This window comes from Hymenobacter sp. BT491, from assembly GCF_014349165.1.
In the GTDB taxonomy this organism is placed as follows: domain Bacteria; phylum Bacteroidota; class Bacteroidia; order Cytophagales; family Hymenobacteraceae; genus Hymenobacter; species Hymenobacter jejuensis.
The window spans coordinates 956,765-983,716 of sequence record NZ_JACSJJ010000003.1; the positions used below are offsets into that span (position 1 = coordinate 956,765).

Annotated in this window: 24 protein-coding genes and 1 tRNA gene; 11 read left to right on the forward strand and 14 right to left on the reverse strand. The window is 56.8% G+C overall.

Going from position 1 to position 26,952, the window contains the following annotated elements:
- Window positions 1-108: 108 nt before the first annotated feature.
- Window positions 109-399 carry a T9SS type A sorting domain-containing protein gene (locus tag H9I52_RS15590; protein WP_165699368.1) on the reverse strand — a complete coding sequence of 97 codons (291 nt, stop codon included), beginning with the start codon at window positions 397-399 and terminating at the stop codon, window positions 109-111.
- A gap of 211 nt (window positions 400-610) precedes the next feature.
- Here H9I52_RS15590 and H9I52_RS15595 point away from each other — a divergent pair, with 211 nt between their 5' ends.
- The 3 genes from H9I52_RS15595 to H9I52_RS15605 all read left to right on the forward strand — a co-directional run bounded on the left by H9I52_RS15595 (window position 611) and on the right by H9I52_RS15605 (window position 3,764).
- The gene (locus tag H9I52_RS15595; RefSeq protein ID WP_410403032.1) at window positions 611-1,774 is read left to right on the forward strand and encodes an NAD(P)/FAD-dependent oxidoreductase; all 1,164 of its coding nucleotides are present in this window, start codon (window positions 611-613) and stop codon (window positions 1,772-1,774) included.
- A 61-nt stretch (window positions 1,775-1,835) separates the two neighbouring features.
- Window positions 1,836-3,017, forward strand: coding sequence for a type III polyketide synthase (locus tag H9I52_RS15600; protein WP_187454592.1), 1,182 nt, complete (start codon window positions 1,836-1,838; stop codon window positions 3,015-3,017).
- Window positions 3,018-3,056: 39 nt separating this feature from the next.
- Window positions 3,057-3,764, forward strand: coding sequence for a methyltransferase domain-containing protein (locus H9I52_RS15605; protein ID WP_262386085.1), 708 nt, complete (start codon window positions 3,057-3,059; stop codon window positions 3,762-3,764).
- Window positions 3,765-3,770: 6 nt separating this feature from the next.
- Here H9I52_RS15605 and H9I52_RS15610 read toward each other — a convergent pair whose 3' ends face one another.
- The gene (locus tag H9I52_RS15610; protein WP_187454593.1) at window positions 3,771-4,676 is read right to left on the reverse strand and encodes a histone deacetylase; all 906 of its coding nucleotides are present in this window, start codon (window positions 4,674-4,676) and stop codon (window positions 3,771-3,773) included.
- 324 nt (window positions 4,677-5,000) lie between these two features.
- On the opposite strand from H9I52_RS15610, the gene H9I52_RS15615 reads away from it, so the two are divergent.
- On the forward strand, window positions 5,001-5,279 hold the full coding sequence (locus H9I52_RS15615; protein ID WP_139515676.1) for a hypothetical protein: 279 nt from the start codon (window positions 5,001-5,003) through the stop codon (window positions 5,277-5,279).
- A 222-nt stretch (window positions 5,280-5,501) separates the two neighbouring features.
- On the opposite strand, the gene H9I52_RS15620 is transcribed toward H9I52_RS15615, so the two are convergent.
- A tRNA-Val gene (locus H9I52_RS15620) sits at window positions 5,502-5,576 on the reverse strand.
- A gap of 197 nt (window positions 5,577-5,773) precedes the next feature.
- Here H9I52_RS15620 and H9I52_RS15625 point away from each other — a divergent pair.
- Both H9I52_RS15625 and H9I52_RS15630 read left to right on the forward strand, forming a co-directional pair.
- Window positions 5,774-6,460, forward strand: a complete 687-nt coding sequence (locus tag H9I52_RS15625) for a porin family protein (RefSeq protein ID WP_187454594.1) — start codon at window positions 5,774-5,776, stop codon at window positions 6,458-6,460.
- Between the two features lie 84 nt (window positions 6,461-6,544).
- Window positions 6,545-7,069: a DUF6992 family protein gene (locus H9I52_RS15630; protein WP_187454595.1), complete on the forward strand. Its 525-nt coding sequence runs from the start codon at window positions 6,545-6,547 to the stop codon at window positions 7,067-7,069.
- 69 nt (window positions 7,070-7,138) lie between these two features.
- Here H9I52_RS15630 and H9I52_RS15635 read toward each other — a convergent pair whose 3' ends face one another.
- The 7 genes from H9I52_RS15635 to H9I52_RS15665 form a co-directional block, all read right to left on the reverse strand.
- Window positions 7,139-7,717, reverse strand: coding sequence for a type 1 glutamine amidotransferase domain-containing protein (locus H9I52_RS15635; RefSeq protein ID WP_187454596.1), 579 nt, complete (start codon window positions 7,715-7,717; stop codon window positions 7,139-7,141).
- Window positions 7,718-7,820: 103 nt separating this feature from the next.
- Window positions 7,821-8,351 (reverse strand): acyl-CoA thioesterase, encoded by a 531-nt coding sequence (locus H9I52_RS15640; RefSeq protein ID WP_187454597.1) that lies wholly within the window; start codon window positions 8,349-8,351, stop codon window positions 7,821-7,823.
- A 193-nt stretch (window positions 8,352-8,544) separates the two neighbouring features.
- The gene (locus H9I52_RS15645) at window positions 8,545-9,774 is read right to left on the reverse strand and encodes an efflux RND transporter periplasmic adaptor subunit (RefSeq protein ID WP_222940514.1); all 1,230 of its coding nucleotides are present in this window, start codon (window positions 9,772-9,774) and stop codon (window positions 8,545-8,547) included.
- A 50-nt stretch (window positions 9,775-9,824) separates the two neighbouring features.
- Window positions 9,825-11,066 carry an ABC transporter permease gene (locus H9I52_RS15650; RefSeq protein ID WP_187454598.1) on the reverse strand — a complete coding sequence of 414 codons (1,242 nt, stop codon included), beginning with the start codon at window positions 11,064-11,066 and terminating at the stop codon, window positions 9,825-9,827.
- Window positions 11,067-11,116: 50 nt separating this feature from the next.
- Window positions 11,117-12,358: an ABC transporter permease gene (locus H9I52_RS15655; RefSeq protein WP_187454599.1), complete on the reverse strand. Its 1,242-nt coding sequence runs from the start codon at window positions 12,356-12,358 to the stop codon at window positions 11,117-11,119.
- A 42-nt stretch (window positions 12,359-12,400) separates the two neighbouring features.
- Window positions 12,401-12,910: a hypothetical protein gene (locus H9I52_RS15660; protein ID WP_187454600.1), complete on the reverse strand. Its 510-nt coding sequence runs from the start codon at window positions 12,908-12,910 to the stop codon at window positions 12,401-12,403.
- 121 nt (window positions 12,911-13,031) lie between these two features.
- The gene (locus H9I52_RS15665) at window positions 13,032-13,724 is read right to left on the reverse strand and encodes an ABC transporter ATP-binding protein (protein ID WP_187454601.1); all 693 of its coding nucleotides are present in this window, start codon (window positions 13,722-13,724) and stop codon (window positions 13,032-13,034) included.
- Window positions 13,725-14,015: 291 nt separating this feature from the next.
- On the opposite strand from H9I52_RS15665, the gene H9I52_RS15670 reads away from it, so the two are divergent.
- Window positions 14,016-14,804: an SDR family oxidoreductase gene (locus tag H9I52_RS15670; protein WP_187454602.1), complete on the forward strand. Its 789-nt coding sequence runs from the start codon at window positions 14,016-14,018 to the stop codon at window positions 14,802-14,804.
- 24 nt (window positions 14,805-14,828) lie between these two features.
- Here H9I52_RS15670 and H9I52_RS15675 read toward each other — a convergent pair whose 3' ends face one another.
- The 3 genes from H9I52_RS15675 to H9I52_RS15685 form a co-directional block, all read right to left on the reverse strand.
- Window positions 14,829-15,254: a hypothetical protein gene (locus H9I52_RS15675; RefSeq protein ID WP_187454603.1), complete on the reverse strand. Its 426-nt coding sequence runs from the start codon at window positions 15,252-15,254 to the stop codon at window positions 14,829-14,831.
- A gap of 207 nt (window positions 15,255-15,461) precedes the next feature.
- A complete protein-coding gene (locus tag H9I52_RS15680; RefSeq protein WP_187454604.1) occupies window positions 15,462-17,507 on the reverse strand; it encodes an FAD-dependent oxidoreductase in 2,046 nt (681 codons plus the stop codon).
- Between the two features lie 333 nt (window positions 17,508-17,840).
- Window positions 17,841-19,292, reverse strand: coding sequence for an aldehyde dehydrogenase family protein (locus H9I52_RS15685; RefSeq protein WP_187454605.1), 1,452 nt, complete (start codon window positions 19,290-19,292; stop codon window positions 17,841-17,843).
- Window positions 19,293-19,710: 418 nt separating this feature from the next.
- Between H9I52_RS15685 and H9I52_RS15690 the strand changes: the two genes are divergently transcribed.
- From H9I52_RS15690 to H9I52_RS15700, 3 genes are all read left to right on the forward strand, one after another.
- Entirely contained in the window at window positions 19,711-21,123 is a 1,413-nt protein-coding gene (locus H9I52_RS15690) for an FAD binding domain-containing protein (RefSeq protein ID WP_187454606.1), read from the forward strand.
- A gap of 159 nt (window positions 21,124-21,282) precedes the next feature.
- Complete coding sequence (locus H9I52_RS15695; protein WP_187454607.1) at window positions 21,283-23,589, forward strand: xanthine dehydrogenase molybdopterin binding subunit; 2,307 nt, start codon at window positions 21,283-21,285, stop codon at window positions 23,587-23,589.
- Window positions 23,555-24,526, forward strand: coding sequence for an XdhC family protein (locus tag H9I52_RS15700; protein ID WP_187454608.1), 972 nt, complete (start codon window positions 23,555-23,557; stop codon window positions 24,524-24,526). Before H9I52_RS15695 ends, H9I52_RS15700 begins: the two co-directional genes overlap by 35 nt.
- 185 nt (window positions 24,527-24,711) lie before the next feature.
- On the opposite strand, the gene pucL is transcribed toward H9I52_RS15700, so the two are convergent.
- The gene (pucL, locus tag H9I52_RS15705) at window positions 24,712-25,554 is read right to left on the reverse strand and encodes a factor-independent urate hydroxylase (protein WP_187454609.1); all 843 of its coding nucleotides are present in this window, start codon (window positions 25,552-25,554) and stop codon (window positions 24,712-24,714) included.
- A 59-nt stretch (window positions 25,555-25,613) separates the two neighbouring features.
- Here pucL and allB point away from each other — a divergent pair, with 59 nt between their 5' ends.
- Window positions 25,614-26,948 carry an allantoinase AllB gene (gene allB / locus H9I52_RS15710; protein WP_187454610.1) on the forward strand — a complete coding sequence of 445 codons (1,335 nt, stop codon included), beginning with the start codon at window positions 25,614-25,616 and terminating at the stop codon, window positions 26,946-26,948.
- The last annotated feature ends 4 nt before the right edge of the window (window positions 26,949-26,952 follow it).

Here is a 26,952-nt window from a genome sequence, read left to right on the forward strand (position 1 = left end):
AGCCGCTTTCTGTGTAGAAAGCGGCTTTTTTATAACCTTTTGATTAGCAAGCACATAAAAAAACAGCCTTGCTTGCGCAACGCTGTTTAAAATATCCCTTTTGGAGTACTAGCGAATGACGAGCTTTCGCATCTCGCTGGCATTCTCCGATTCGAGCTTTACGTAATACAAACCCGTAGCGAACTTGCTCAGGTCAAGGGTTTTGGTGTAGCGGTCGTTGAGTTCGGTGAGGGTTTCGCGGTAAATCACGGAGCCGATCACGTTCAGGATTCGCAGTTCCATCTTGCGGCCTTCGAAGCCGTTGATGGCAATGTGCACAATTCCAGTGCTGGGGTTGGGGTACACGACCACTGCTTTGTCTTCGGCGGGCCGGGCACTTGCTGCGGATGGAATGGACAATGCTTTCGCTTGCGGAAAACTACTGTGCATTGGCCCCACACCAAATACGATGATTAAAAATAAAGTACGTAGGAGTCTCATCATAGCGTCGTGTAGGGGTGATAAAGTGCACAACCACAATAACTTCGTTAACGTCTGGCACTCAATTAGGTTTACAAAAATACGCGCCTAATTTGACAAAGGACAATACAATATAACGAAACCTCTATAAATATATCACTTTGCATCTCGCACTCACGCATTTAACCCACAAAAAAAGTTGGACGTTATCGTTATTGGTGGAGGACTAGGAGGACTTACGGCTGCGCTCGATTTGTGCGGCCGGGGCCACCACGTGACGGTTATTGAGCGCCGCAGCTACCCCTTTCATAAGGTTTGCGGTGAGTACGTTTCCAATGAAGTGTTGCCGTACCTGCGGCGGCTGGGCGTTGATCCGGCACCGCTTGGGCCCGCCGATGTTTCCCGATTTTTATTGAGTTCTCCGGCGGGCCGCACCCTCACGGTGCCACTCGACTTGGGCGGCTTTGGCGTGAGTCGCTACACGCTCGATCAGTTTCTGTACAAGCAAGCCGTGGCGCGGGGCGTGGAGTTTTACCAACAGGCCACCGTCACGCAGGTAGCCTTCGACGAAAGCGCCAACCTGCACGACGTTTCGCTGGCCGATGGCCGAACGTTGCGGGCGCGTGTCGTGCTGGGCGCATACGGCAAGCGCACCAACCTCGACCGCCAGCTACAGCGCACGTTTTTCACCCAGCGCTCGCCTTACCTCGGCGTGAAGTACCACCTGCGCCTGGATTTTCCGCGCGACCTCATTGCTCTGCACAACTTTGCCGATGGCTACGCAGGCATTTCGGCCATCGAAGACGGCAAGTATTGCTTTTGCTACCTCACCACGCGCCAAAACCTCAAGCAGCACGGCACCATCGGGCAGATGGAACAACACGTGCTGGCGCGAAACCCTCACTTGGCGCGCATTTTCCGTGAGGCCGAGTTTTTGTACGATCAGCCGGAAGTCATCAACGAAATTTCCTTCGCCCCCAAACAGTGCGTAGAACAGCACGTGCTGATGTGCGGCGACGCCGCTGGCCTGATTACGCCGCTCTGTGGCAATGGCATGGCCATGGCCATTCATGGCGCGCAACTGGCTTCTAATCAAATACATGCATTCCTCACCGGTCATACAGACCGCGCCACTCTGGAAAGCGGCTACCACGCTACTTGGCAGGCGCATTTCGGGCAGCGCCTGCGGGTGGGCCGGGCGGTACAGCATCTGTTTGGGCAGCCGCTGCTGAGTGAGATGGTAGTCAGTGGGTTGCGCTACCTGCCGGGGGCCGTGCGGGCCCTGATGCAACGCACCCACGGCACCGCATTCTAACGCCGATATTATGCACATTTAGGGCAAGCCGCGCGGCCCTAAATTGCGTATACTTCGCTCAATGACCAGCTATCTGTGTGCTATCGGCACCGCTAATCCACCGCACCGCATTCCGCAACCCCAAATCGCCAGCTTCATGGCCGGGGCATTGCAATTTGACGAATCCGATACCCGCCGGCTGCGGGCCTTGTACCGCGTATCGGGCATTGGCCAGCGCTACACCGTGCTGCCGGACTACGGCCGCGCCAACGGCGAATTCGAGTTTTTCCCAAACACGCCTGATTTAGAGCCTTTTCCTACGGTTGGGCAGCGCATGAGCGTGTACCGCCAGCACGCGTTGCCGTTGTCGGTGGAGGCTGTGCGCGATTGTCTGGAGCAATTGCCGGAAGTAGCAATCGGCAGCATTACGCACTTGGTTACGGTCAGCTGCACGGGCATGTACGCGCCGGGACTGGATATTGAGTTGGTCGAAGCCTTGGGACTGAACCTGAGCGTGCAGCGTACCTGCGTCAATTTTATGGGCTGCTACGCCGCCTTCAATGCCCTGAAGCTGGCCGATGCCTTCTGCCGCGCCGATGCCAAAGCCCGCGTACTGATTGTGTGTACCGAGCTGTGTACCATTCACTTCCAGAAACGCCCCGAAGACGATCACTTGGTGTCGAATGCGCTGTTTGGCGACGGGTCGGCGGCGGTGTTGGTGCAGGGCCACCCGGCGCAGCAACAGCCCAGCTTGGCGCTCGACGCATTTCATTGCGGCCTCGAGCCCGACGGCCGTCAGGACATGGCGTGGCACATCAACGATCTGGGCTTTGAGATGACGCTCTCCTCCTACGTGCCCCGCATGATCCAGAAAGGCATTCGGCAGCTTACCGACCGCTTGCTGGAGAACCTCCCCATCAAACTAGCTGATATTCATGCGTTTGCCATCCATCCGGGTGGACGCAAAATCCTGGAAACTATCGAAGCAGAGCTTGGCCTGACCACCCACGACAATCGTTTTGCCTACCAAGTGCTGCGCGATTACGGCAATATGTCGTCGGCGACGGTGCTTTTTGTGCTGCGCGAATTGCTGCGCACCCTTACGGCCGCCGATGCCGGGGCGCCTGTGTTGAGCTTTGCTTTCGGGCCGGGCCTGACGCTGGAAGCCATGCTGATGAAAGTGGCCGTGGCCCCGCAACCTATTGTTCGGAGCAATGGGTACGCCAAGCACACCAGCGAAGCAATCGCGCTGAGTAAGGAATAGAAAAGAATACCCTGTAAGCATCTCACAATCAATTAGTTGATGAACTTTAGCCAGCGCGCCACCGAGGAAGAGTTGATGGACGACCTGACGCTGGCCTCCGATGCCCTGCGCCAAAACCTCGACGAGCTGGAAGTTATCAATAAGTGGTTAGGCGGCTACCGCGTGGTGCTGGATGCCTTGCAGCGCCTGCGCCCCCGGTTACCCACCAATCGGCCGTTGCGGCTAGCTGACCTTGGCAGCGGCGGCGGCGACACGTTGTGCTACATTGCCCGCTGGGCCCGTCGCCACCAGATTGCGGTGCAACTCGTTGGCATCGACGCCAATGCCTTTATGCTGGACTATGCCGCCAGCAAGTGCCAAGGCTACCCCGAAATCAGCTTCGAGCAGCAGGATATCTTCTCCCCCGAGTTCCGACAACAGCAGTTTGATGTAGTCACTTGCAGCTTGTTTTGCCACCATTTCAGCGACGAATCCCTATCGGACCTATTGCAGCAACTGCAACACCAAGCCCGCACTGCGATCATTATCAACGACTTGCACCGCAATCCACTGGCTTACTACAGCATCAAGGCGCTTACCCAGATTTTTCGAGGCTCTTATCTGGTGCAAAACGACGCGCCGCTGTCGGTTGCGCGGGCCTTTACGCGCAGTGACTGGAAGCGCATTCTACAACGTGCTCATATAGAGCATTATACCCTGCGGTGGCAATGGGCATTTCGGTGGCAGGTGGTTATCTCAGCTGCTTGACAGGTATTAGCTAAAAATCTCCGCTGCCGCCCGAAAGGTATTGGCATGCGCCTCCACAATGTCGGCGATGCGCTCGGAGTAGCCGCCGCCCATACACACGACCACCGGCAGGGCATGCTGGCGGCACAGTTCCAGCACAAAGCGGTCGCGCTGCCGGCAGCCTTCGCGCGTAAGAGCCAAATGCCCTAGCTTATCGGTTGCCAGCACATCGACGCCGCTGAGGTAAAAAACGAAATCGGGCTGTACTTCGTCGAGCAGACGTGGCAGGGTGTCGCGCAGCAAGCTCAGATACGCCGCGTCGTCGGTGCCGTCGGCTAGCGGCAGATCCAGGTCCGATTGCTCCTTGCGGTGCGGATAGTTGCGGGCGCCGTGCATCGAGAAAGTGAACACCCGTGGTTCGTGCCTGAAAATTGCGGCCGTGCCGTTGCCTTGGTGCACATCCAAGTCCACGATCAGAATTTTTTGAACGCTTGGCTGATGGGCCAGCAAGTAGTTGGCCGCCGCGGCTTGGTCGTTGAGCAAGCAAAAGCCCTCGCCCCGATCGGCAAATGCGTGGTGCGTGCCGCCGGCAATGTTGAGCGAAACTCCATGCCGAAGCGCTCGCTCAGCGCACGCAATCGTGCCGCCCAGGATAGTTACCTCACGCTCAACAAGTTGCTCCGACCAAGGGAAGCCTGTTGCACGTTCTTCGTGCCGCGTCAGCTCTCCCTGGCACAGCCGCTGATAGTAACCGGCATCGTGGGTGCGCAGAATTTCGGCCGCGGGCGGGGGCGAGGGCACGAAAAAATTGCTTTCCGCCACCACACCTTCGCGCAGCAACTGCTCGGGCAGCAACTCATACTTGAGCATAGGAAAACGGTGGCCGGCCGGCAATGGGTGGGCGTACAGCGGTGCCCAAGCGATAGAAAGCATAGAAATAATCTGGGAATGCGAACCTACGGAATCAGGCTGGGCCCAGATAGGAGGCAGCACCGAATTTGCTTACGCCTAACAATCCAACCGCCCCATTGACTGACTCGCACATAATTTTTTCTGAAATATTGCACTATTGTATTTTTTAAATAAATTAGGGTCTGATCAATAATCATCGAAACAGCAAAATTGTCAGACACAAATTGAACTTTCGTGTTAATAGCTTGTTTTACAATAAGTTATCAAATCATTCATTTCATTTTTCCGCTTTTGAATGCAAATGCAATTTGATAATATTTTAGTACAATTTAAATACTAAACATCATGTGGTTGCGCGTTCTGTGCTTGTCGTTTCTGCTGCTATTGAGCAGTTGGTTGTCGGCATACTCCAAACCTTCGCCGCGCTTTATGCGCCGCTACTCTCACCATGAGCAACGCGTAACCGCACGCCGCGATTCGCGGGCTCGGCGCTTCTACGCCAAGAAAAACCGACACGAAAGCCGGCTCAAGATGCGCGCTTTCCGGAAAGCGCATCGCCACACAAAACGCAAAAAGAAGGGCTCCACCATCCGGGCCGTCCTGCCAACGCGCTCTACGCTATAAGGCCCACGAAGCGCACGGAGCCCGAGCAAAAGCCCCAACCGATCGGATCGGTTGGGGCTTTTGCATTTGTTGCAGACAACTGCTTCACAATCAAGATTATACATAAGAAAAGCCCGGCTGCGGGGCCGGGCTTTCTGGTGCCTGTTTAGGTCGGTTTTCAGTTGCAAAACCGTTGGCAGATTTGGGAAGGCCCCAAAATCAGGCGGTAAAAATAGGTTTCCGTGAGGCGTACTGGGCTCGAACCAGTGACCTCTACCCTGTCAAGGTAGCGCTCTGAACCAACTGAGCTAACACCCCGCAAACCTACCACTCGTACTGGCGGCGGCCGTAAAAAATCAAATATACACGCGAAGGGTATTGGTTGGATCGAGAGGGGGATTTTTTTTATCGGTGACACGCCGCCTTGTGCAACTTTCCGGCCAGCCAGAAGTATAGCGGCTTACATACGCACTCCAATCACGCTCCTTTTCCCTCACCACCGAATTTACAGTAGTATGAAAAAGATTATTCTCCTTCTCACTTTTTGCGCGGCTTCCTTCACGGCAGTTCAGGCGCAGGATGGCCACATCGGCGAGCGCAAATCCACAGATTATCCATCAGGCGGCAGCGATTCTCGCAACTCCGGCTTCGGTATCAAAGGCGGCTTCAACGCGGCTGATTTCCGCGGCGACGACAAGAAAAATTTCGGCGACAACAGCAACTACAAGTCATTTCACGCCGGCGTTTATGCTCAGATTGGCTTAAACGACAAGTTTTCCATACAACCCGAGTTCCTGTACAGCCGCCAGGGTTTTAAGGCTTCTAACCCCGGCAATACCACCATGACCAGCCCCTACACCACCCGCCTCGACTACCTGCAAGTGCCAGTGCTGCTGGTGTATAACTTTCTCGACAACGTGAGCGTGCACGTAGGCCCGCAGGTTTCGTTGCTCACCAAAGTGAAAGAAGGCTCGGTGGAACGCAAAATCAACGACAGCCAGTACAACTACAATTACAGCAGCCTCGACTACGGCCTAGCCGCTGGTCTCGAAGCACGTGTAGGTCCGGGCCGCGTGGGTGCTCGCTATACGGCTGGCTTTGCCGACATTCTCAAAGACCCCAAATCAACTGTCAATCAATCGATTACCAATATTAAGAATGGCGTATTCCAAGTGTACGTCGGCATTGGGTTTGCGCAATAATTAACATTTTGCGTTTGCCCCTGTCTCAAAAAGGAAGCCCAGGCCGGGCTTCCTTTTTTGCATCTACAGCTTTTCGTTCTGCCTGTGCCATTTCTCTTTCTGCCCGCCACTTCGACTGCGCTCGACATGTTGCCCGCCTTAAACCATGCCCGCGAGCTGTTGGCTGAGCGTGGCATGAGTGTGTTGGGTGCCTGGGCGTTGCTCAACCTGCTGGTGAGCGGCTATTACGTCGCCCGCACCGATCCGCGTACGGAAGCACATTACTTCCACCAGATGAACGTGGGCTGGAACATCGTCAATGCGGTGCTGGCCGTGGTGGGCATGTTGCGGGCGCACCCCAACCAAGTAGCCGGTCTCACGCTCGCCGACAGCCTGGAAGCGCAGTTTAATTTTGAGAAAATCCTGCTGATAAATGCGGGCCTCGACGTAGCCTATCTGGCCGTTGGGAGCTGGTTACGGGCCCGGGCAGCGTCGGCGCCCCTGCGCCCCGAGCGGCTTTTCGGCTTTGGGCGCTCGCTGTGGCTGCAAGGCGGCTTTCTGCTGCTTTTCGATACCGGTTTTTACTTTGTGTACCACCGCTACGCGGGTGCGCTGTTAGCACTGCTGTAAAACGAAACTTTGAGCACAAAAAAGGCCCGCAATAAAGTGCGGGCCTTTTTTTGTGCAACAACTTGAATATTAGACATTTACCCTGGGCGCATGGCTGCCTTCCAGAATCTCCTCCACAATCTTTTTGTTGAATGCCGGGATATCTTCGGGCTTGCGGCTGGTAATCAGGCCTTTATCTACCACTACTTCGCTGTCTTCCCAGTGAGCGCCGGCGTTGCGCAGGTCGGTTTGGAGGCTGGGCCAGCTGGTCATTTTCTTGCCTTTTACCAAACCCGTTTCGATCAGCGTCCAGGGGCCGTGGCAAATGGCGGCCACCACCTTGCCCGAGCGCATAAATTCGGTGGCAAAGTTCACTACGTCCTTGTTGATGCGCAGTTTGTCGGGGTTGATCTGGCCGCCGGGCAACACCAGCGCGTCGTAATCCGAGGCTTTCACGTCCGTAATTACTTTGTCAACATCGACCTTGTCGCCCCAGTCGGTTTGGTCCCAGCCTTTGATCGAGCCGCTTTTCAGCGAGATCACATCGACCTCGGCGCCTTCGTCTTCCAGAAACTTTTTGGGTTTGGTAAGCTCTACCTGCTCAAAACCATCGGTCGCTACAATGGCGATCTTTTTGCCTTTCAATTTATCACTACCAAAAATGCTCATCTTGTTGTGGGTGTTGTGGTTATGGGATATTGGAAATAAAAAAGCCGAAACCGCGTGTAGCGGCTCCGGCTTTTCTTTAACGTAAGGCTGGACGGAGGGGTTATCAATCGTCGTGGCCGGCGCGCTCGCGCTTGAGTTGCTTGCGCAGGCTACGCACGCGGTCGTCGAAGCCGTCGGGGTCGTAGCTTACATCTTCCACGTCCACCTCGCCGAGCATGTCCATCAGGTCGTCGGAGTGGTCGGTGCGGGTACCCGTACTGACCTTCACAAACGTCATTTCCGACCACAACAAGGCCTTCAGACGGGTGCCGTCTTCGCTCAGCATTTGCATCTCTACCACGAGGTTAGAGTTGTCGAAGTGAATAAGTTGCGACTTGATACGCACGGTTTCGCTGTGCAAGGCCGGCCGCAGATACGAAATATGATGCTTCGTAATCACCCACGAGGCGCCGAGCGTGCTGGCCACTTGGCCGAGGTTGAGGGCGTAGTGTTCGGTGGTGTGATCTTCGCGGGCGTTCAAAAAATAATCGAGGTAACGGGCGTTGTTGAGGTGGCCCATCATGTCGCAGTCCTGAAAATGCACGCGGTAGGTGGTTTCAGGCGTCTGGACCAACGGAGTGTGGGAGGAGGACATGGTGCAGGAGGTGAGTGTGCCCGCAAGAACTGCAAAGCGCGTGGGATGTTTGATTTTTCCAGCAGTAAGCCTCCGATCAGACTGTCATCCAGAGCGCCGCGAAGGATCTCTACCGTGCGTAATTATTGCTCGTGTAGAGATCCTTCGCGGCGCTCTGGATGATCGCCTTGGCATTTCTATTCTACGTCCTGCGCTAGCTTTTCTTCTCCGCATCGGCGGGCGGGCCAAGCACTTTGATCTTGTCGCCCTTCTTGACGCCGGAGAGGATTTCAACGTTGATGCCGTCAGATAACCCCGTCTTTACCAATTGCTTGCGAAACTGCTGCGGGCCGGTTTCTACTTCTACAAACACGCTGTCCTTGTTGACTTTGCCGAACTGCAACAGGCTTTCGCGAATGGCCAGCACCTTCTCGCGCCGGCCCAGCACAATGTCGCCGTTAGCCGAGTAGTTGGCCCGCAGAAACTGCCCGGGCTTCAAATCAACTTTGGCGCGCACCAAAAACTTCGTGGCGCCTTCTTCCACCACGCCTTTCGGAGCGATGTATTCGAGTTGGGCCGGGAAGGTTTGGTTTTCTAGCGCGCCCACGCTCAGGTTCAGGTCCATGCCTTCGCGCACTTTGCCCACTTCGCTTTCGTCGACTTTGCCTTCGAAAACGAGGCTTTTCATGTCGGCGATGCTGGCTACGGTGGTACCCTCGTTGAAATTGTTACGCTCTACTACCGACGAACCTACTTTCACGGGCACATCCAGCAGCAAACCGGTGATGGTGGAGCGAATCAGGTTGAGCGAGCCGCCGGTGTTGCGGGAGGCGCCTTTCTGCGCGATTTGCAGGTTGCTTTCGGCAGCGTCCAGGGCTTGCTTTTTGGCCCGATAATCAGACAGGTAGTTGAGGTACTCCTGCTCCGCGATTACTTTCTGGTCGAAGAGCGCTTTCTGCCGATCCAGAGCTACCTTACTAGTTTCCAGGGCAATGCGAGCTGCCTGAATGCCCGTTTGGGCGCTGTTGACGCTGGCAGCATTCGCCACCGTCCGGATGCGGGCAATCAGCTCGCCTTCCTTAATCGGCTGACCAGCTTCTACATACAGCTCCTCTACAATACCCGATACCTGCGGCTTGATCAGTACTTCGCGGCGGGGCACAATGCTGCCCGTGGCCACCGTTTTCTTGACGATATCCGTCACGATGGGCTGCTCGGTTTTGTAGGTGATCGGGTCGGCGTGAGCCTGCCTGTAGAAATAGCGGGCCAGCCAGCCGAAGCCCGCTAGCAGCATGAGCACCAGCAAGCCCAGAAAAATCCGCTTGATCGTGATTGCGGGTTTCTTCGGCGCGATGTACTGTTCCTCGTCTGGGTGCCGGTGGTTGTCCTGCAAGCTGGTACGCGGGACGGCCACTTGTTCGTCGGGCAGTATGTCGTTGTTCATGGCAAATTTTCTGGCTGGTGGTTATCGTTTACTAGCTGATTTACAGGTATTTATTCATCCTTCAGCGCCACTACCGGCTGCACGCGGGCCGCGATGGTGGCGGGCACTAGTCCGGCTAGCGCGCCGGCAATTACTAGGAGCGCCACAGCCATGCCGGCCACGCCCAAATCAACTTGCGGACTGGCAAAAAAGCCCACGTCTTTGCCCTCGATCATGGACGCGATGCCCGCCATCAGGGCCGTGCCAAACAGCAGCCCGATCAGGCCGGCCACGGCCGTGAGCACGATGCTTTCCTGCACGATCAGGCTGATGATGCTCCAAGGCGTAGCGCCCAGCGCCTTACGAATCCCGATTTCCTTGGTGCGCTCCTTCACCACGATGAGCATGATGTTGCTCACCCCAATGATGCCGGCCAAGATGGTACCGATGCTCACCAGCCAGCTAAAGCCCGCGATGCCCATAAATAGGCCCTGCACGCGGGCGTATTCCTCCTCGACGTTGGCCGAGCCGAAAGCGCGGTCGTCATTGGGCGCTACTTTGTGCTGGCGGCGCAGCACTTCCTTCGCTTTCGTTTCCACAACAGCGGCCGGAATGCCGGTTTTAGGAATAAAAGAGAAGTAGTCAATCTTATTGGTCTGGTTAAAAGCCACTTGCAGCGTAGTCAGCGGGATATAAATAGTCTGGCCGTCCTGCTGGGCTTCTTCTGCCTTGCCCGAGCCCTTGAACACGCCCACCACCTGAAAGTATATCCCCTTGATATTGATGTACTTACCCATTGGGTTAGTAGTTCCAAAAAGAATGTCGACCACGCGGTTGCCGATGACGGCAATCTTGCGGCGGCCCGTGATGTCGGGCTCGTTGATGAAACGGCCCTGCTGCATGTCCACGGCCCGCACGGCGGGGTAACCAGGGTACTCGCCGTTTACCGAAAACGAAGAGCTTTTCGGGCCGTTCTGCACCGTAAACGTGCCGTGCAGCGAGGTGCGCGGCAGCACCAGCGCCGCCTCCGGCACTTGGCGCTCGAGGGCGGTTACGTCGTCGTTGGTGAGCTGCACAAAACGCCCGGCCTTCAGGCCCATGTAAGGAACGCTGGTGCGCTGCGTCCAGACGAAAATGGCGTTTTTGGCGACGTTAAACTCTTTTTCGACGCCGTTGCGGAAGCCTTTGCCCGCGCCCAACAACACAGCGAGCATGAAAATACCCCAGAACACGCCAAATGCCGTGAGCCCCGTGCGCAGCTTGTGCCGCCGCACCGTCCCCCAGATTTCACTCCATTTATCGAGGTCAAACATGTTGTTGGGTCTTAGGGTCTTGGGGGGGTTCTAGCCCGTTATCAGACATCTTAGTCAGCTCGTAAAGCTTCAATAGGTTTGATGTTCGCAGCTTTCGTAGCGGGTATCAGGCCGGCGATGGCGCCGGCGACTACCAGTAGCAGCACGGCGCTCACGGCCACGGTCACGTCCACGCCGGGCCGGTCGAAGTAAGGCAGCTTGGCCCCGGTCGATTGGATGGCGTAACGAATGCTATCGAGCAGTCCCACGCCGGCCAGCAGCCCCAGGTAACCCGACAAGCCGGTGATCACGATTGACTCCTGCACGATCATGCTGATGATGCTCCAGGGCGTGGCACCCAGCGCTTTGCGCACCCCGATTTCGCGGGTACGCTCTTGCACGATAATGAGCATGATGTTGCTAACACCCACCACGCCCGCTACCAGCGTGAGCCCGCCAATGATGGATACAAACAGCTTGATGCCCCGAAACAGCCCCTGAAAGCGGGCTACTTCTTCCTCGTTGTTGTTGAGTTCGAGAGCCTGTTTATCGGCCGGGTCGAACTGGTGCCGACGGGCCAGCAGGATTCGTACTTGGCCCTCGATCTCTTTTACCGGCGTGCCGTTGGTCGTGGTCAGCCCCAGCAGCTGCACCTGGTTGTATTGGTTGAACGTGGTTTGGAAAGTGCTGAACGGCACGTATGCTCGCTCCTCGTTGCGGCCCTGGTTTTGGGTAGTGGTAAAGATGCCTACCACCTTGAAAAACACGCCTTTTACCTGCACATATTGGCCCAGGGCTTCTTCATCACCGAAAAGCACTTTGCGTACTTTCTCGCCCATGATCATCACTTTGCGCTGCTCGCCTATGTCCAGAGGGCTCAGAAAACGGCCTTTGAGCAAAGTTTCCCCGTTGATTTTGAAGAACTCGCCGTTGGCCCCGAACACCTGATACGAGCCGTTTTTGGTGCCTCGCATAATGGTGTACTCGCCCGTTAGGCGGTTGCGCGGAGCCAGCAATTCCACACCCTCAATCTGCTGGCGAATGGCCTCCATGTCGGTGTTGGAAAGCTTAATGTCGCGGCCGGGTTTCAGGCCGGCCCAGGGCATAGCCGTGCGGCCCCCGCTGATAAACAAGCTGTTCTGCGCGCCCGCCCCAAACTCGTTGAAGATGCCGTTTTCCATCCCCTTGCCCGCGCCCAACAGCAGCACCAGCATGAAAATACCCCAGAACACCCCAAACGCGGTCAGGAAGGTGCGGAGCTTGTTGCGCCGCATGGTGCCCAGAATTTCCTGCCATTTATCGAGGTCAAACATGGAATAGGGACTTTACCAGATTATTCGATAACATACAGTATATCAGCCTTTTGCACCCGTGCAATTTTGACGCACGGCATTTAGGCGGCGCACCACTTCGCGCACGGCATTTTCGTCGGTGGTGTAAAGTGGCATTTCCAGCGAGGTGTCGCTGTCTTTCTTGTGGCGCTTGATCTTGAGTTCGTAGTGCTTCTGCCCGTCGTCGGTGGTGGGCTGGTAGGTGATGGCCGTAACCTCATCCCAGTCAAAACCCATCTTCAGCTCAAACATGCCGTCGGCCACTTTGGCGGCCCAGCCGGCGTTGCCCTTGTTGTAGCTCACCGAGATGGGAGTGGAAGATTTCACATCGGCGTCGCGGTCGCTAATAATTTGCTCTAAGTGGCAGTTAGTCAAGGAAATACGCACGTCCTGCTTGGGCTTGGCGGGGTTGCGCATCAATTGATTCATGCGCTTTTGCAGCGCTTGCATATCGGTGCCGGTGGTTTGGGCCAAGACCACGCGGCCCGTGCTCACACTGCCAACTAGGGCAAGAATAAAAACTAGCTTTTTCATTGTAACCAGCAAAAAGAGGTGGAAAACGAAAGCTCAAATGCTACCACGAACCAGCTCAAACGGCCTTGTTTTCACGACGTAGCATCACACCAAATCAATAATTCAAGTAGCTGATTATTAACTATTTATAAATAACGTATTCGTGCTCTTCGTTTACAATCAAGCCATCGCGGATGCGGATGCAGCGGTCGGTTTGGGCAGCGATGTCGTTTTCGTGGGTCACGATCACGACGGTCATGCCCTCGCGGTTCACCTGCTTGAAGATGTCCATCACCTCCTGGGTCGTCTGGGTATCGAGGGCGCCGGTAGGTTCGTCGGCCAGAATAAGCTTGGGCCGGCTGATCAGGGCGCGGGCAATGGCCACACGCTGCTTTTGCCCGCCCGAAAGCTCCGAAGGCAAGTGATCGGCGCGCTCGCGCAGGCCCACGCGGTCGAGGTATTCGAGGGCCATGCGGTTGCGCTCCTTGCGACTCATTTTCTGGTAATAGAGCGGCAGGGCCACGTTTTCCATGGCGTTCTTGAAGTTCAGCAGGTTGAACGACTGGAACACAAAGCCCAAAAACTGATTGCGGTACTGTGCCGCCCGCGTCTGCGAGAGGCTGCGGTCGATGCGCGTGCCGGCCAGGTAATACTCGCCGTGGTCGAAGTCGTCGAGAATGCCCAAGATGTTGAGCAGCGTGCTTTTGCCCGACCCCGACGAGCCCATAATGCTCACCAATTCGCCTTCGCGTACGTGCAAGTCAATGCCTTTTAGTACCCGCAGGCGGTTGGTGCCCACCTCGTAACTCTTCTGAATATTTCTCAGCTTTATCATAACCGCTAAGCCCTCGGCTGCGCTTTAGGGTGTCACCTAGTAGTAGGCAATACAAACTACGCTTTCTTTTATCTTATTCCAAAAGAAAACGGGATATTTTTTTGTTACCATTCGCCCAAGCTGAGCGCCAGCGCCGGGAAGTATCGGAATAGATGTCATCCGAGAAGCAAGGGTTGCCTCAAAACTGATAAAGACTATTGCAAGTATCTAATTTAACTCTTAAGTACTAGAAGCTAGCACTTTACGCAGCTTAAACTTCTGCGCTAGTGCTCTCACCCTTTGTCCCAAAGCATGAAGTTTTCGAAGCAAGTTGTCTGGATAACGGGAGCCTCGTCGGGCATTGGCGAAGCGCTGGCCCGCGAATTTGCCCGCAACGGCGCACGCCTCGTGCTTTCGGGCCGTAACACGGCCGAATTGGAGCGCGTCAGCGCCGCCTGCGCCCCGGCCGAGACGCTGGCACTACCCCTAGATTTGGGAGATGCGCCCAGCTTTCCGGGCAAGGTTGCGGAAGTGCTGGCGCGCTACGGCCGCATCGATATTCTGGTGAACAACGGCGGCATCAGCCAACGCTCGCTAGCCCTCGAAACCGCGCTCGACGTAGACCGGCGGCTGATAGAAATCAATTATTTTGGTACGGTAGCCCTAACCAAAGCCGTAGTGCCGACAATGATCAGCCAAGGCCGCGGCCGAGTGGTAGTCGTGAGCAGCTTGGTGGGCAAATTCGGCACGCCCTATCGCAGTGCCTACGCCGCCTCGAAGCACGCGCTGCACGGATTCTTCGATTCGCTCCGCACCGAGCTGGAGGCTACGGGCGTGGGCGTCAGCATCTTGTGTCCAGGCTTTGTCCGGACCGGGATTTCGGTGAATGCGCTTACCGGCGATGGCACGCCCCTGCGCACCATGGACGAGGCGACGGCCAAAGGCCTGCCGCCCGCCGTATTTGCCAGGCGCGCCGTGCGCGCCATTGCGCAGGGTCGCAACGAAGTCTATATCGGCGGGCGCGAAACGTGGGGCGTCCTGCTGAAGCGTTTTGCCCCCGGGCTTTTTGCCAAATTTATCGGCCGCGCCAAAGTGCGCTAATATGATAACAAGTTGTCTATCAGCTTATTGATTGGATTTGCGGGCTTGCATTTCGGCTTGCATAGCGCGCTTCTTTACTTGGTAGTTTTTGTATTGCGTAGGCGTCAGAACCTGGCGTAGCTGGCCTTCGGAAGAAGCATTGATGCGCTTGAGCTCGGTCATGAGGCCGGTGCGGTTGCCGGCAAATTGCTTCTGTGCGTCGTTTACCTGCGTTACGGTACTGCTCAGGATGGCCCGCACTTTCACCTGCTGATCGGGGCGGAGCTGTAGCTCGTCGGTCATGACGTCGGTGAGGTCGCGGGCGGCCGTTGGGGCCACGGCGGGCGCCGCCGCCTCAGTCCGAACAGGCTCGGCAGTAGCCGTTGCGTTTTTGCCTTTCTTGTGGCGGGCACAGCCGAAAGTCAACAGAACAAGCAGAAAAAGAGCGAGAAGAGGACGAGTAGGGCGCATAGGAAGCGTTAGCAGGAGGTGGAGTGCGCCCTACATACGCGAAAATGCCTGTGCGTGGTTATTTATTGCCAGATCTTGAAGCAACTCCCTAGCCCACAAGCTTTTATACAAGCGGACTACGTCGCCTAACGGTTCAAAGCAGCTCAGCAATGTATGCTAATCCGCTTTTTATAGGTAAATATTTGACTATCAAGTATTTACAAACACCTACACTAACTTGCTCGAATAGCTACCGGCCGCGGCTGACGAAACCCCGGCGGCCTTCATGCCTTGCGCTGTGTGGTGCGCCAACGCCATGATGGTGAGCATGGGATTGACGCCGCTGCACGCCGGGAAAGCAGAAGCGTCGGCCACGAACAGGTTCTTGACCTCGTAAGTTTCGCCATTGGGTGCGACCGGGTGCGTGGCCGCGTCGCCGCCCATGCGGCAGGTGCTCATCTGGTGGGCACTATACAGGCCAAACTGGTTGGGTTTCCAACTCAGATGCGGCAGTCGGTCAAGCACTTCCGGGTTTTGCAGCACGCCGTCTTGGGCGTGCAGAGTAGGCAAGGTGCCGTGCGGCAGATACACGGTGGTAGCCCCGGCGGCTACGTGAATTTCGGCAGCTGCCCGCACGCCTTGCAACAGGTGGCTGCGGTCGAAATCGCTGAGGGAGTAATCAACCAGCGGCGCGCCGTTTTTATCGATGGTCACGCGGCCGCCATCGCGGTCGCGGGTGAGCACAATAAAGCTCCCTAAGTGCGACGCATTGAGCATCAATTGCTTATGCTGCTCGCCCGAAAGCCACGGCAGCACCATGGCCATCAGGCCGGCGTGGGCGGGCGGCGTTTCGAGCTTGGCGCCGAAGTTGGTGCCGTCGAGCATCGAGAAGCAATCGTTCACGACCGACATGCTGGGTCCGTGCCAGGCATCGATACGGTGCGGGTACAAGGCCGATACGGCCACCGTAGGGTGTAAGTGCAGGTGTCGGCCCAGGTGCGGATGTTTCAGGCCGCTGCGCAAAAGCAAAGCCGGCGTCTGGATGGAGCCCCCGGCAGCTACCACGCGCCGGGCCCGCACGGTCACCCGCACCTTCTGGCCGGCGGAGGTGGTGTGAACGGCTTCGGCCCCGGTAGCGCGGCCGTCCTGTACGGTTACGCGTTCCACGTAAGTATCAGAGAGAATGCGGGCGCCGTGCTCGAAGGCTTGCAGTAGGTACGTGTTCAGGGTGCCCTGCTTCACGCCAAAGCGGTCGCCGAGGGTGCTGTAGCCAAGGCCCTGAAAATGCGTATCGGAGTCGGTGAGGCCTTTTTCGTTGCGGGGAATGAGCTTTACCTCCTGGCCTAGCTTTTTGGAGCCGTCCCATAAGGCTTGGTTCTGGCCGTTGTGGCGCGCGTAGTCAATGTTTACGCTTAAAGCGCGCGACACGGCATCGAGACTGCGCTTAAACTCCAAGGATGTAAAATACGGCACTTGGTGCTCGCGGGCCCATTCCTGCAATATGTAATCGGGGGTGCGGAAAGCGCCGGCCCAGTTGACGGTAGTGCCCCCGCCGAGGCAGCTGCCGGCCAGCAGCGCGATGCTCCCATCTTGGGTGGTGAGCGCGCCCTTGGCATCGTAGAGCTTGCCCATCATGTCAACTTCCCGCTGGGTAAAGTCGCAGCCGTGGCAGTACGGGCCTTTTTCCAGCACCAGTACATCGTAGCCAGCCGCAGCCAGCTCACCAGCTACCACGCCGCCGCCCGCGCCGCTCCCGATCACGAGCACATCGCATTCGTAGGTGACGTCGGAGGACGGATGCAGGGTGCGAATGGGCTTTTCAGTGTCTACGATTTCCTCTTGCGGCAACGGCCCCGGATAGCCGATGGCTTCCCACACGGGATTGCCGGCCTGCTCCGAGGAGCTACCGTAGTACAAGAACGTCAGGAGTTTACGCAACGCATGAAAGCCTTTCCGGAGCTGCGGCACGTTGCTTTGGGCCCAGCTTTGCAGCATTTGCTGTCGCTGCGCTGCATCGAGCCGCACAAAGGGCTTCAGACTACCAAACCACGTCAGGCCCAGCATCGGGCTACCCAGCAGCCCCAGCAATTGCTGAAACTCCTGCTGCGCGCCAACGGGTTGCGCCGACAATACCTCAGCCACCTTGTCTAGATCCACGCCTTCGGAGCCGTGCCGCGCCCAATATTCGGGGTGATCGGGCTTGCCTATGAAGCTCGGAATAAAAGTATCGGCAAGGGCCTGGAGAATTTCGCGGTGGGCAGCAGGAAGGAGCATGGAAAGGTCAGAAACAGGCGCTTTACCCATCGTAAAGCCGCTTCAAAATATCGGCATTTTCTTCCAGATAGTCGTCATGCAGCGCTTTACACTGCTTCACTTTCCTCAACTTTTTGGGAGGGAAGGAAGGGCATTTAAAAATTAAAACCAGAACTAAGCTTCCCTCCTTTTTTAAATTCTGCGCATCAAGCGGCGTGGGTTGGGGGTGGTAAAACCCGTTGAACGAAGACTGGCATTTAGTCTTCTAATTCTAGCTGACCACCCCGGCCTCCGGCCACCCCTCCTTGAAAAAAAGGAGGGGAGCTCGCTTTTAACGCTAGCCTTGGCGCTCCATCAAAACCAAGCCAACAGCCAGCCGATCATCCGCTTAACCTTTTCATTATAAGGCGGATACATAGTTTTGATTCCCGTTTGCCCCGTGCGTTGCTTCAACACGGATTTTTCATTGGAGAAGGCCAGAAAGCCAGAATAACCGTGCGCCCGACCGATGCCACTGTTGCCGATGCCGCCGAAGGGCAGCTCGGGGTGCGCCAAGTGAAGGATGGTTTCGTTGACGCAGGAGCCGCCGGCCGGTATGTTTTGCAGAAGATATTTCTGGTTTTCGCGGCTACCCGAGAATACGTACAATGCCAGCGGTCGGGGTCGCTCGTTTACGAAGGAGGTGGCCTGCATAAGGGTGCTAAAGGTTTGGACGGGCAGCAGCGGCCCAAATATTTCCTCTTGCATCAGACGGCTGTTAGGGGCCGCACCAATCAGTAAGGTTGGCTCGATGAAGCATTGGCTGGCCTCGACAATGCCGCCTATCTCTACGGTAGCACCTTGGTACTGAGCTTCTTCCAGCAGGCTTGCCAAGCGCTCGAAATGATACTTGTTGACGATGCGTGCATATGACGCCGAGGCGGCCACTCCTTCGCCAGCGGGGTCGTAGAAACGGTGTATGGCCTCCCGAATGTGCTGCACCAGGTCGCTTTTCACGTTTTCGTGCACAAGCAGGTAGTCGGGAGCCACGCAGGTCTGGCCGGCGTTGATGCACTTGCCCCACACGATTTTCTCGGCGGCATCGCGCAGGTCGGCGGTTTCGTCAACGATCACCGGCGACTTGCCGCCCAGCTCCAGCGTGACGCTGGTAAGGTGTTCGGCGGCGGCACGCATCACCACTTTGCCAATGGCGGGGCTGCCGGTAAAGAAAATATGATCGAAAGGCAGCCGCAGCAGCACGGTAGCCACTTTCTTATCGCCTTCTACCACAACCACTTCGGCCGGATCAAACAGCTCTTCGGCCATGCGCCGGAGCAGGGCCGCCACGTGAGGCGTAATCTCGGAAGGCTTCACTATGCAGCAATTGCCGGCCGCCAACGCCGACACCAACGGATCGAGGGCGAGGTAGAAGGGATAGTTCCAGGGGGCGATGATGAGGCAAACTCCTTTGGGCTCGCACTGCACCCACGATTTGGTGCCCAACAAGGCCATCGGCGTACCAACTTTGCGCGGCTTGGCCCATTGCTGTAAGTGCTTGAGTGCGTGCTTGATCTCAATTTGGCTAGGCCAGATTTCGGTGAGGTCGGTTTCCTCGGCGGGCTTGCGAAAATCGGCTTGGAGGGCCGCCTGAATAGCGGGACGGTTCTGCTCGATCCAGTTGCCGAGCTTGCGTAGTCGTGCCGAGCGCTCGCTAATTGCTTCGCGCCGCAACGCTTCGCTCCTGCCCTTTTGCGCTCGAAAAAGTTGTTGGATGGCGGCCTCATCTACAGTAGGCAACGCGGAAATTTCAACGGCGGGATTTTCCATAGCGGAGCAGCAACAAGTGGGAATGGCAATCAAGTTCGGAAACCCCACAGCGAAAACCCAATGTGGCACCCAGCTTTGCCTGTAAGCAATACGAAGCGCACACTTCTTCCGCGCGCTCTTCTCATAAATTCTTGTTAATCAGATACTTATTAACAAAATGTTTTTTTATCCACGGCTTTGTCACCATTGGGCTTTGGGCAGCTTCTTCCGAAACCCGGAATCCGTCGCACGGCCTTGCTCCAAGCCGGGCTATTGGTCCTGCACCAATGGCGGCGGCGTTGTGGTTTCTGATCCCTGGCGTGGTTGGGCTGTTTTGCGCAGAACGGCAACTCGTACCCAGGTTTAGAGTGCAATAGCGGGCTCTTTTTTATTCGCGGCCAAATCAATATCTTACCTGTCAACCTGAAGATTTTTAGCCTTGATTAAGTTTATTCTGAATGATCGGGAAGTAAGCACTGCGTTGCCGCCCGGCACGGTGCTGCTCGATTATATCCGCTACGAAAAGAACCTGACCGGCACCAAAATCGGCTGCCGCGAGGGCGACTGCGGCGCCTGCACGGTGCTGGTCGGCGACTCCTGCCACGACCGGCTCCGCTACCGCTCTTTCACGTCGTGCCTGACGCCGTTGGGCAACGTGCAAGGCAAGCACGTAGTGACCGTAGAAGGCATTAATACAGAAGGACTTAACCCAATTCAGCAAGCGATGGTCGATGAGTCGGCTACGCAGTGCGGATTTTGCACGCCGGGCTTTGTGATGTCGCTGGCGGGCTTCTGCCTCAGCGATAAATTACCCACCCAGCAAAATGCCATCGCGGCCATCGACGGCAACATTTGCCGCTGCACCGGCTACAAATCCATTGAGCGGGCCACCGCCCGCGTGGCCCAATTGCTCGAAGACCGCAACGGCACGGAGCCCGCCGAGTTTGTGGCCCAACAGCAGATTCTGCCGCGGTATTTTGCCTCCATCCAAGAGCGCTTGCACGCACTAGCGGCCACAACCAGCCCCAACGGCCACGCCAGCCCCCAGACGGTGCAGCGTGTTGGCGGCGGCACCGATCTGTACGTGCAAAAGCACACGGAAATGGTGGAAACCGCGAATCACTTTTTACTATATAATCCTGATTTACAAGGCGTTACCAGGGAAGGCAATCGCTGCGTTATTGGCGGCGCGGCTACGGTTACCGACTTGGCCGAATCGGCGGTGATGCAGGAATTTTTCCCGGAGTTTCGGCCGTATCTGCGGTTGGTGTCGTCCACGCCCATCCGGAACATGGCGACGGTGGCGGGCAACTTCGTCAACGCTTCGCCCATCGGCGACCTGACTATCATGTTTCTGGCCCTCGACGCCACCCTGACCTTGAGCGACGGCCACACGAGCCGCGAAATCCCGCTGCGGCAGTTTTACCAGGGCTACAAGCTGCTGGCCAAAACGCCCAACGAAACCATTGCCAGCATCCGCTTTGCGCTTCCCGACGAGCGCACGCAATTCAACTTCGAGAAAGTCAGCAAACGCACGCACCTCGACATTGCCAGCGTGAATTCGGCCTGCTGCCTCAGCACCCGCGGCGACCTGATTACGGCGGCCAGTGTGTCGGCCGGCGGTGTGGGCCCAACGCCGATGTTTCTGGCCAAAACTTCGGCGTTTTTAACCGGCAAAGCGATTTCCGAGGAACTCGTCCAGGAAGCCGCCGAACTGGCCCAAACTGAGATCTCGCCCATTAGCGACGCCCGCGGCACCGAAACGTATAAACGCTTGTTATTGAGTCAGTTACTAAAAGCGCATTTTCTAACGCTTTTCCCACATCTAAGTCCGCAGGAGCTGTTGCAATAGGCCGAGATCATAGCTGCCAGTATACTATAGGCGTCATGCAGAGCGGGAGCGAAGCATCTTTACTGGTCAGTAATCCAGTCCCAGCACGCGAGATGCTGCGCTCCCGCTCTGCCTGACACACGAATTGATAAGCACTTTATACCGAGGACATTACCAACCATGAAAAACATAGATTCCGGCAATCATACCACGGGCAAGTCTCTGTACCTCGACGATATTCCGCTCGTGGCCGGAACCTTGTTTGGGGCGGCCTTTATCTCGCCCGTGGCGCACGGACATATTGAGCGCCTCGATCTCGCAGAAGCCGCGCAACATCCAGGCGTTGTGCGCATCTTCACGCACCGCGACATCACCGGCGAAAACCAGATTGGCGGCATCATCCCCGACGAGCCGCTGCTGGCCGAGTACGAAGTTGATTTTTGCGGCATGCCCATTGCCTTCGTGGTAGCCGAAACCGACGAAGCCGCCCGCGCCGCCGTGCGCAAAATCACGGTGGACATCACGCCGTTGCCCATCATCACCGACCCGCGCGTAGCCCAGGCCCAAGGCGAACTGATTGTGCCGCCGCGCACCTTCCAACTTGGTGATCCTGAGCGCGCTTGGGACCAATGCGCCTACGTGGTGGAAGGCAGTGCCGACACCAACGGGCAGGAGCATCTGTACATCGAAACGCAGTGCGCCTACGCGATTCCGGAGGAAAACGAAGGCCTCAAAATCTACTCTTCTACCCAAAGCCCCACGGCCAGTCAGCGGGCGGCGGCGCGGGTGCTGGGCGTGCCCATGCACCAGCTGGAAGTTGATGTGATTCGGTTGGGCGGCGGCTTTGGCGGCAAAGAAGATCAGGCCAATGCCTGGGTGGCTTTGTGCGCGCTGGCGGCGCACCATTTGCGCAAGCCGGTCAAGTACGTGCTGCACCGCCTCGAAGACATGCAAATGACCGGCAAGCGGCACCCGTATTCTTCCGATTTCAAGCTGGGTCTGGGCAAAGACCTGAATATAATCGCTTACGAATCAACGTATTACCAAAACGCTGGAGCGGCCGCCGATTTGTCGCCGGCCATTATGGAGCGGACGTTGTTTCACGCGACGGGCACGTATTTCATCCCCAACGTCAAGGCCACTGCTTTCAGCTGCCGCACGCACTTGCCGCCCAATACGGCCTTCCGCGGGTTTGGTGGGCCCCAGGCGAAGTTTGTAATGGAAGCCGCCATCGCCAAAGCCGCCGAGCAGTTGGGCATCGACGCCTGCGTGATTCAGAAGCAGAACCTCAACAAAACCGGCGACGAGTTTCCGTACGGCCAAAAGGCTGTGAGTGAGGCCCATGCGTGTTGGCACAAAGCGGAAACGCTTTACGACGTAGAAGCGCTGCGCCAGCAAGTGCAGGATTTCAATGCCACGAACACAGTGCGCAAAAAAGGCTTGGCGTTTATGCCGATTTGCTTCGGCATTTCTTTCACCAACACTTCCATGAACCAGGCCCGTGCCTTGGTGCACGTCTACTACGACGGCAGCGTGAAGGTGAGCACCGGCGCCGTAGAAATGGGCCAAGGAGTGAATACCAAGCTGTTGCAGGTAGCAGCCCAGACGTTCTCGATCAACCCGAGCCGCGTTCGCCTCCAGACCACCAGCACCAACCGCATCGCCAACACCTCGCCTTCCGCCGCCAGCGCCACCGCCGATTTGAACGGCAAAGCCGTGCAGCTTGCCTGCCAGGCCATCGTGCAGCGCCTCAAAGAAGTGGCCGCGCAAGAGTTGCAGGTACCCGAAGCAGGCGTGGAACTGCACGACGAGAAAGTGCTCGCCCACGGCGAGGAATCGGCTTTGGACTGGAAGAAACTGGTGACCGCGGCTTTCCTCAAGCGCGTAAGTCTCTCGGAACACGCGCACTATGCCACGCCCGAAGTGCACTTCAATAAGGCTACCGAGAAGGGCCATCCGTTTGCTTACCACGTTTACGGCACGGCCATTACGATAGCCACAATCGACTGCATACGAGGCACTTACACCGTGGACGCCGTAAAAGTCGTCCACGATTTCGGCCGGAGCATGAACCCCAACATCGACCGCGGCCAGATTGAGGGCGGCATCGTGCAGGGCATCGGCTGGATGACAATGGAGGAATTGCTCTATGACCAAACTGGCCGCCTGCGCTCCAATACGCTTTCGACCTACAAAGTGCCCGACATCTATTCGGTGCCCAAGGAAATCGCGATTGAGGCGCTGCAAACCGACAACGACAACTTGGCGATCTTCCGCTCGAAGGCTGTGGGCGAGCCGCCGTTTATGTACGGCATCGGCACGTACTTCGCCCTGCGCAACGCCATCAAAGCCTTCAACCCCGATTCGCCCATCGGTTTCAACGCGCCCATGACGCCCGAAAAGGTGTTACTGGCCCTGTATCCGCAGCCGGCTACCGGCGTGAAAGTAACACATGCACAGAGCGTTAGCCACGTGGCAGTTTCTTAGCGAAAGCGTAGGCGCCGGCCTGCCGACCATGCTGCTGTACGTGTTGGAAAGCCACGGCAGCAGCCCCGGTCGGCAAGGGTTTGTGATGGGAGTAAATGCCAACGGGGCCATGCAAGGCTCCATTGGCGGCGGCATTATGGAGCACAAATTCGTGCAGCTGGCCCGCGAACAGTTGGCGAGTGGCGTGGCCGAAAGCGCAGTCCGCAAACAAATCCACAACAAAACCGCCCCCAAAGACCAGAGCGGCATGATCTGCTCCGGGGAGCAAACCATCCTGCTCTATCCTTTGCAATCACCTGATTATGAATTGATTACGGATATCATCTCTTGCTTACAGCACGAACAGCAAGGTGTTCTGACGCTTTCGCCAGCAGGCCTTGCCTTCGCACCGGACCAGGGACTAGCGGAAGGATTTGCGTTTCGCCAACAATCGGAAACGGACTGGCTATACCAGGAGCAGCTTGGCTATAAGCAGCACCTGCACATCGTTGGCGGTGGGCACTGCTCGCTGGCGCTTTCGCGGCTGATGCGCACGCTTGATTTTCGCATTTCGCTGTACGAAGACCGGCCGCAGCTAAATACTTTTCTGGAAAACGACGCGGCGCACCGGAAAACAGTAGTCGAAACCTACCACGAAATGGCCGCCCATATCCCCGACGGCGCCAACCAGTACGTGGTCATCATGACCGTCGGCTACCGCACCGACGATATTGCCGTGCGGGCGTTGCTACCCAAAAACCTGCGCTTTCTGGGCGTGCTGGGCAGCCAGAAAAAGATTGAAAAGCTGCTGGGCGATTACCGCGCCGAAGGAATTTCGCCCGCATATCTGGCAAAGCTGTGCGCGCCGGTTGGCTTGCCCATCCACAGCCAAACGCCCGAGGAAATCGCCATCAGCATTGCGGCTCAGCTTATTTCGGTAAAGAACCACAAGAGCTAGCTAAGACTAGAGCTACAAGCTAGTTCCCCTCCTCAGCTGAGGAGGGGTTAGGGGTGGTTGGTCGGAGCGCCCAGATGATTATTAGTTCTAGCTTCTAACTCTAGCCTTTCAACCACCCCTAGCCCCTCCTCAGCTGAGGAGGGGAACTAGTATTTAGCTTTAGCACAATACTAATATCTTGTCTACTAGCGGCTTACCGTTCCGGTAATGTAGCCAAATGGCTCGTCGGTGGCGATAAAGATCTCGTTGTTGTTGTCCAGCCCGAATTGCTCCAGATTAAAGGGGATGTGGTGCTTGTTGGGCATGATGAGGCGGATTTCCCGCACTACGTCGTTTTCCCGCAATATTTGCTCGCCGATGGCAAACAAAGTCTGTTGCACCGACAGGCTCTTGTGAAACGCGAACGTGCGCAGCAGCGTCGTCCGGATTTTCTGGTACGTCGCTTCGAAATCGAGGTCGGTGGCGGTGTAATCCCAAACGGCCTCGCATTGCGTAGCCAGAATGCGGTCGGAGGTTTCTTTCAGCACCGTGTATTCGTCCTTGATGTAGTTTTCGAAAGCCGAATCGGTGGTTTTCAGAATCAATAAATCCTTCAGGCCCGACGAAACGGTGGCGCCGCCTGCGGTCTGAGTGACCACCGTGGTGCGCTTTTCGGCGCCGCCGCCCGTAAAAGCGTGTTGGTGTGCTTGCTCATCGAACGCCATGCGCTGCCAGCCATGCTCCGTAATCTCAATTTTCACCTTCGAAACCTGCGGGTTGCGCGAGAAAAAATGGTGCGCCAGCTGCAAGCCAAATTCTTCGATGGTGCCGGTAAAATGCTGTTTGGCCAGCGCGTAAACGGTGTTTTTTTGGGTATCGGTAGGTAATATCTTGGTGTTGTCGCCGAGGGTATAGGCCGTTTCAAAATCACCTTCTAGCTGCACATTTACCGAAATCTGGCGGAATTCGTGGTGATTGGCGTGGCGGATGATTTTCGACAAGTTGACCGCGTTTTTGCCGTAGGCGTTGAGGCCCAATTTCATATTCATGTGCGCGTAGTTGGTTGTCGGGGAAAGATTCTGAATTTGGGGCAAAATGCGAATGCCCCATGTTCGATTTAGCAATAAAAAGTAATAAAACCGTCACGCCACAAGGCGTTCGGCCGGCGCTGGTGCTGCTGAAAAACGGGCAAATTGCCGACGTAGCGCCGCCCGATACCGCCGTCGACTGCCCCGTGATCGACGCGCACGACCTGACGCTGCTGCCCGGCGTGACCGACCCGCACGTGCACATCAACGAGCCCGGCCGCACCGACTGGGAGGGATTTGACACGGCCACCAAAGCCGCCTTGGCCGGTGGCCTCACCACGCTCGTGGACATGCCGCTGAACTCGTCGCCCGTTACGACATCGGTGGCGAATTTCGAAGCCAAACTACAAGCAACTCATAATCAACTACATACCAATTGTGGGTTTTGGGGCGGTATTGTGCCCGGCAACGCGGCCGAGGTCGAAGGGCTGATTGCGCGGGGCGTGCTGGGCTTCAAAGCTTTCCTGACGCACTCTGGCATCGACGAATTTCCGAACGCCACTGAAGCCGATCTGCGCCAGGTAATGCCCATTCTGGCGCGGCACCAACTGCCGCTTCTGGTGCACTGCGAGCTGACCACCGACGACGCCGAATGGAAAAAACACGACCGGCGCTCGTACCAGAATTACCTTGCCTCGCGGCCCAAAAGCTGGGAAGACGAAGCCGTGGCGCTCATGATTCGGCTGTGCGAGGAGTACAATTGCCCGACGCACATTGTGCATTTGTCGTCGGCCAACTCCATTGCGCCCCTTGCGGCGGCCAAGGCGAAAGGCCTGCCCTTGACGGTAGAAACCGGCCAGCATTACCTGTTTTTCACCGCCGAAGAAATCAAGGACGGCCAGACGCAGTTTAAGTGCGCCCCGCCCATCCGCGAAAAGGCCAACAACGACCAGCTGTGGGCCGCGCTGCAAGAGGGAATTATTGACTTCGTGGCCACCGACCACTCGCCGGCGCCGCCCGCACTCAAGCAAATTGAAACCGGTGATTTTACCACGGCCTGGGGCGGCATCGCGTCGTTGCAGCTGGCCTTGCCGGTGCTCTGGACGGCGGCGCAGCCGCGGGGCGCTACCGTGCAGGACTTAGCCAAGTGGCTGAGTACCAACCCCGCCAAGCTAATCGGGCAGGCGCACAAGAAGGGTCAGATCGCGAAAGGCTACGACGCCGATTTGGTGATGGTAGATCTGGAAAAGTCCTTCCGCGTGAGCGAGGACCTGATCCAGCACAAACACAAAGTGTCGCCTTATCTTGGCCGGGAGCTGCTGGGCGTAGTCGAACAAACCTTTCTGCAAGGACAGCTTGTGTACCAACGCCCAACGTTTACGCACCTCAATCAAGGCGAAATCTTAACCCGATAGCTGG

Bases quoted from the DNA above. Each gene is read 5' to 3' on its own strand.
- H9I52_RS15600 (WP_187454592.1), top strand. From the start codon at position 1,836: ATGACCAGCTATCTGTGTGCTATCGGCACCGCTAATCCACCGCACCGC.
- H9I52_RS15605 (WP_262386085.1), top strand. From the start codon at position 3,057: ATGAACTTTAGCCAGCGCGCCACCGAGGAAGAGTTGATGGACGACCTG.
- H9I52_RS15610 (WP_187454593.1), bottom strand. From the start codon at position 4,676: ATGCTTTCTATCGCTTGGGCACCGCTGTACGCCCACCCATTGCCGGCC.
- H9I52_RS15615 (WP_139515676.1), top strand. From the start codon at position 5,001: ATGTGGTTGCGCGTTCTGTGCTTGTCGTTTCTGCTGCTATTGAGCAGT.
- H9I52_RS15625 (WP_187454594.1), top strand. From the start codon at position 5,774: ATGAAAAAGATTATTCTCCTTCTCACTTTTTGCGCGGCTTCCTTCACG.
- H9I52_RS15635 (WP_187454596.1), bottom strand. From the start codon at position 7,717: ATGAGCATTTTTGGTAGTGATAAATTGAAAGGCAAAAAGATCGCCATT.
- H9I52_RS15640 (WP_187454597.1), bottom strand. From the start codon at position 8,351: ATGTCCTCCTCCCACACTCCGTTGGTCCAGACGCCTGAAACCACCTAC.
- H9I52_RS15645 (WP_222940514.1), bottom strand. From the start codon at position 9,774: ATGAACAACGACATACTGCCCGACGAACAAGTGGCCGTCCCGCGTACC.
- H9I52_RS15650 (WP_187454598.1), bottom strand. From the start codon at position 11,066: ATGTTTGACCTCGATAAATGGAGTGAAATCTGGGGGACGGTGCGGCGG.
- H9I52_RS15655 (WP_187454599.1), bottom strand. From the start codon at position 12,358: ATGTTTGACCTCGATAAATGGCAGGAAATTCTGGGCACCATGCGGCGC.
- H9I52_RS15660 (WP_187454600.1), bottom strand. From the start codon at position 12,910: ATGAAAAAGCTAGTTTTTATTCTTGCCCTAGTTGGCAGTGTGAGCACG.
- H9I52_RS15665 (WP_187454601.1), bottom strand. From the start codon at position 13,724: ATGATAAAGCTGAGAAATATTCAGAAGAGTTACGAGGTGGGCACCAAC.
- H9I52_RS15670 (WP_187454602.1), top strand. From the start codon at position 14,016: ATGAAGTTTTCGAAGCAAGTTGTCTGGATAACGGGAGCCTCGTCGGGC.
- H9I52_RS15675 (WP_187454603.1), bottom strand. From the start codon at position 15,254: ATGCGCCCTACTCGTCCTCTTCTCGCTCTTTTTCTGCTTGTTCTGTTG.
- H9I52_RS15680 (WP_187454604.1), bottom strand. From the start codon at position 17,507: ATGCTCCTTCCTGCTGCCCACCGCGAAATTCTCCAGGCCCTTGCCGAT.
- H9I52_RS15685 (WP_187454605.1), bottom strand. From the start codon at position 19,292: ATGGAAAATCCCGCCGTTGAAATTTCCGCGTTGCCTACTGTAGATGAG.
- H9I52_RS15695 (WP_187454607.1), top strand. From the start codon at position 21,283: ATGAAAAACATAGATTCCGGCAATCATACCACGGGCAAGTCTCTGTAC.
- H9I52_RS15700 (WP_187454608.1), top strand. From the start codon at position 23,555: ATGCACAGAGCGTTAGCCACGTGGCAGTTTCTTAGCGAAAGCGTAGGC.
- pucL (WP_187454609.1), bottom strand. From the start codon at position 25,554: ATGAATATGAAATTGGGCCTCAACGCCTACGGCAAAAACGCGGTCAAC.
- allB (WP_187454610.1), top strand. From the start codon at position 25,614: ATGTTCGATTTAGCAATAAAAAGTAATAAAACCGTCACGCCACAAGGC.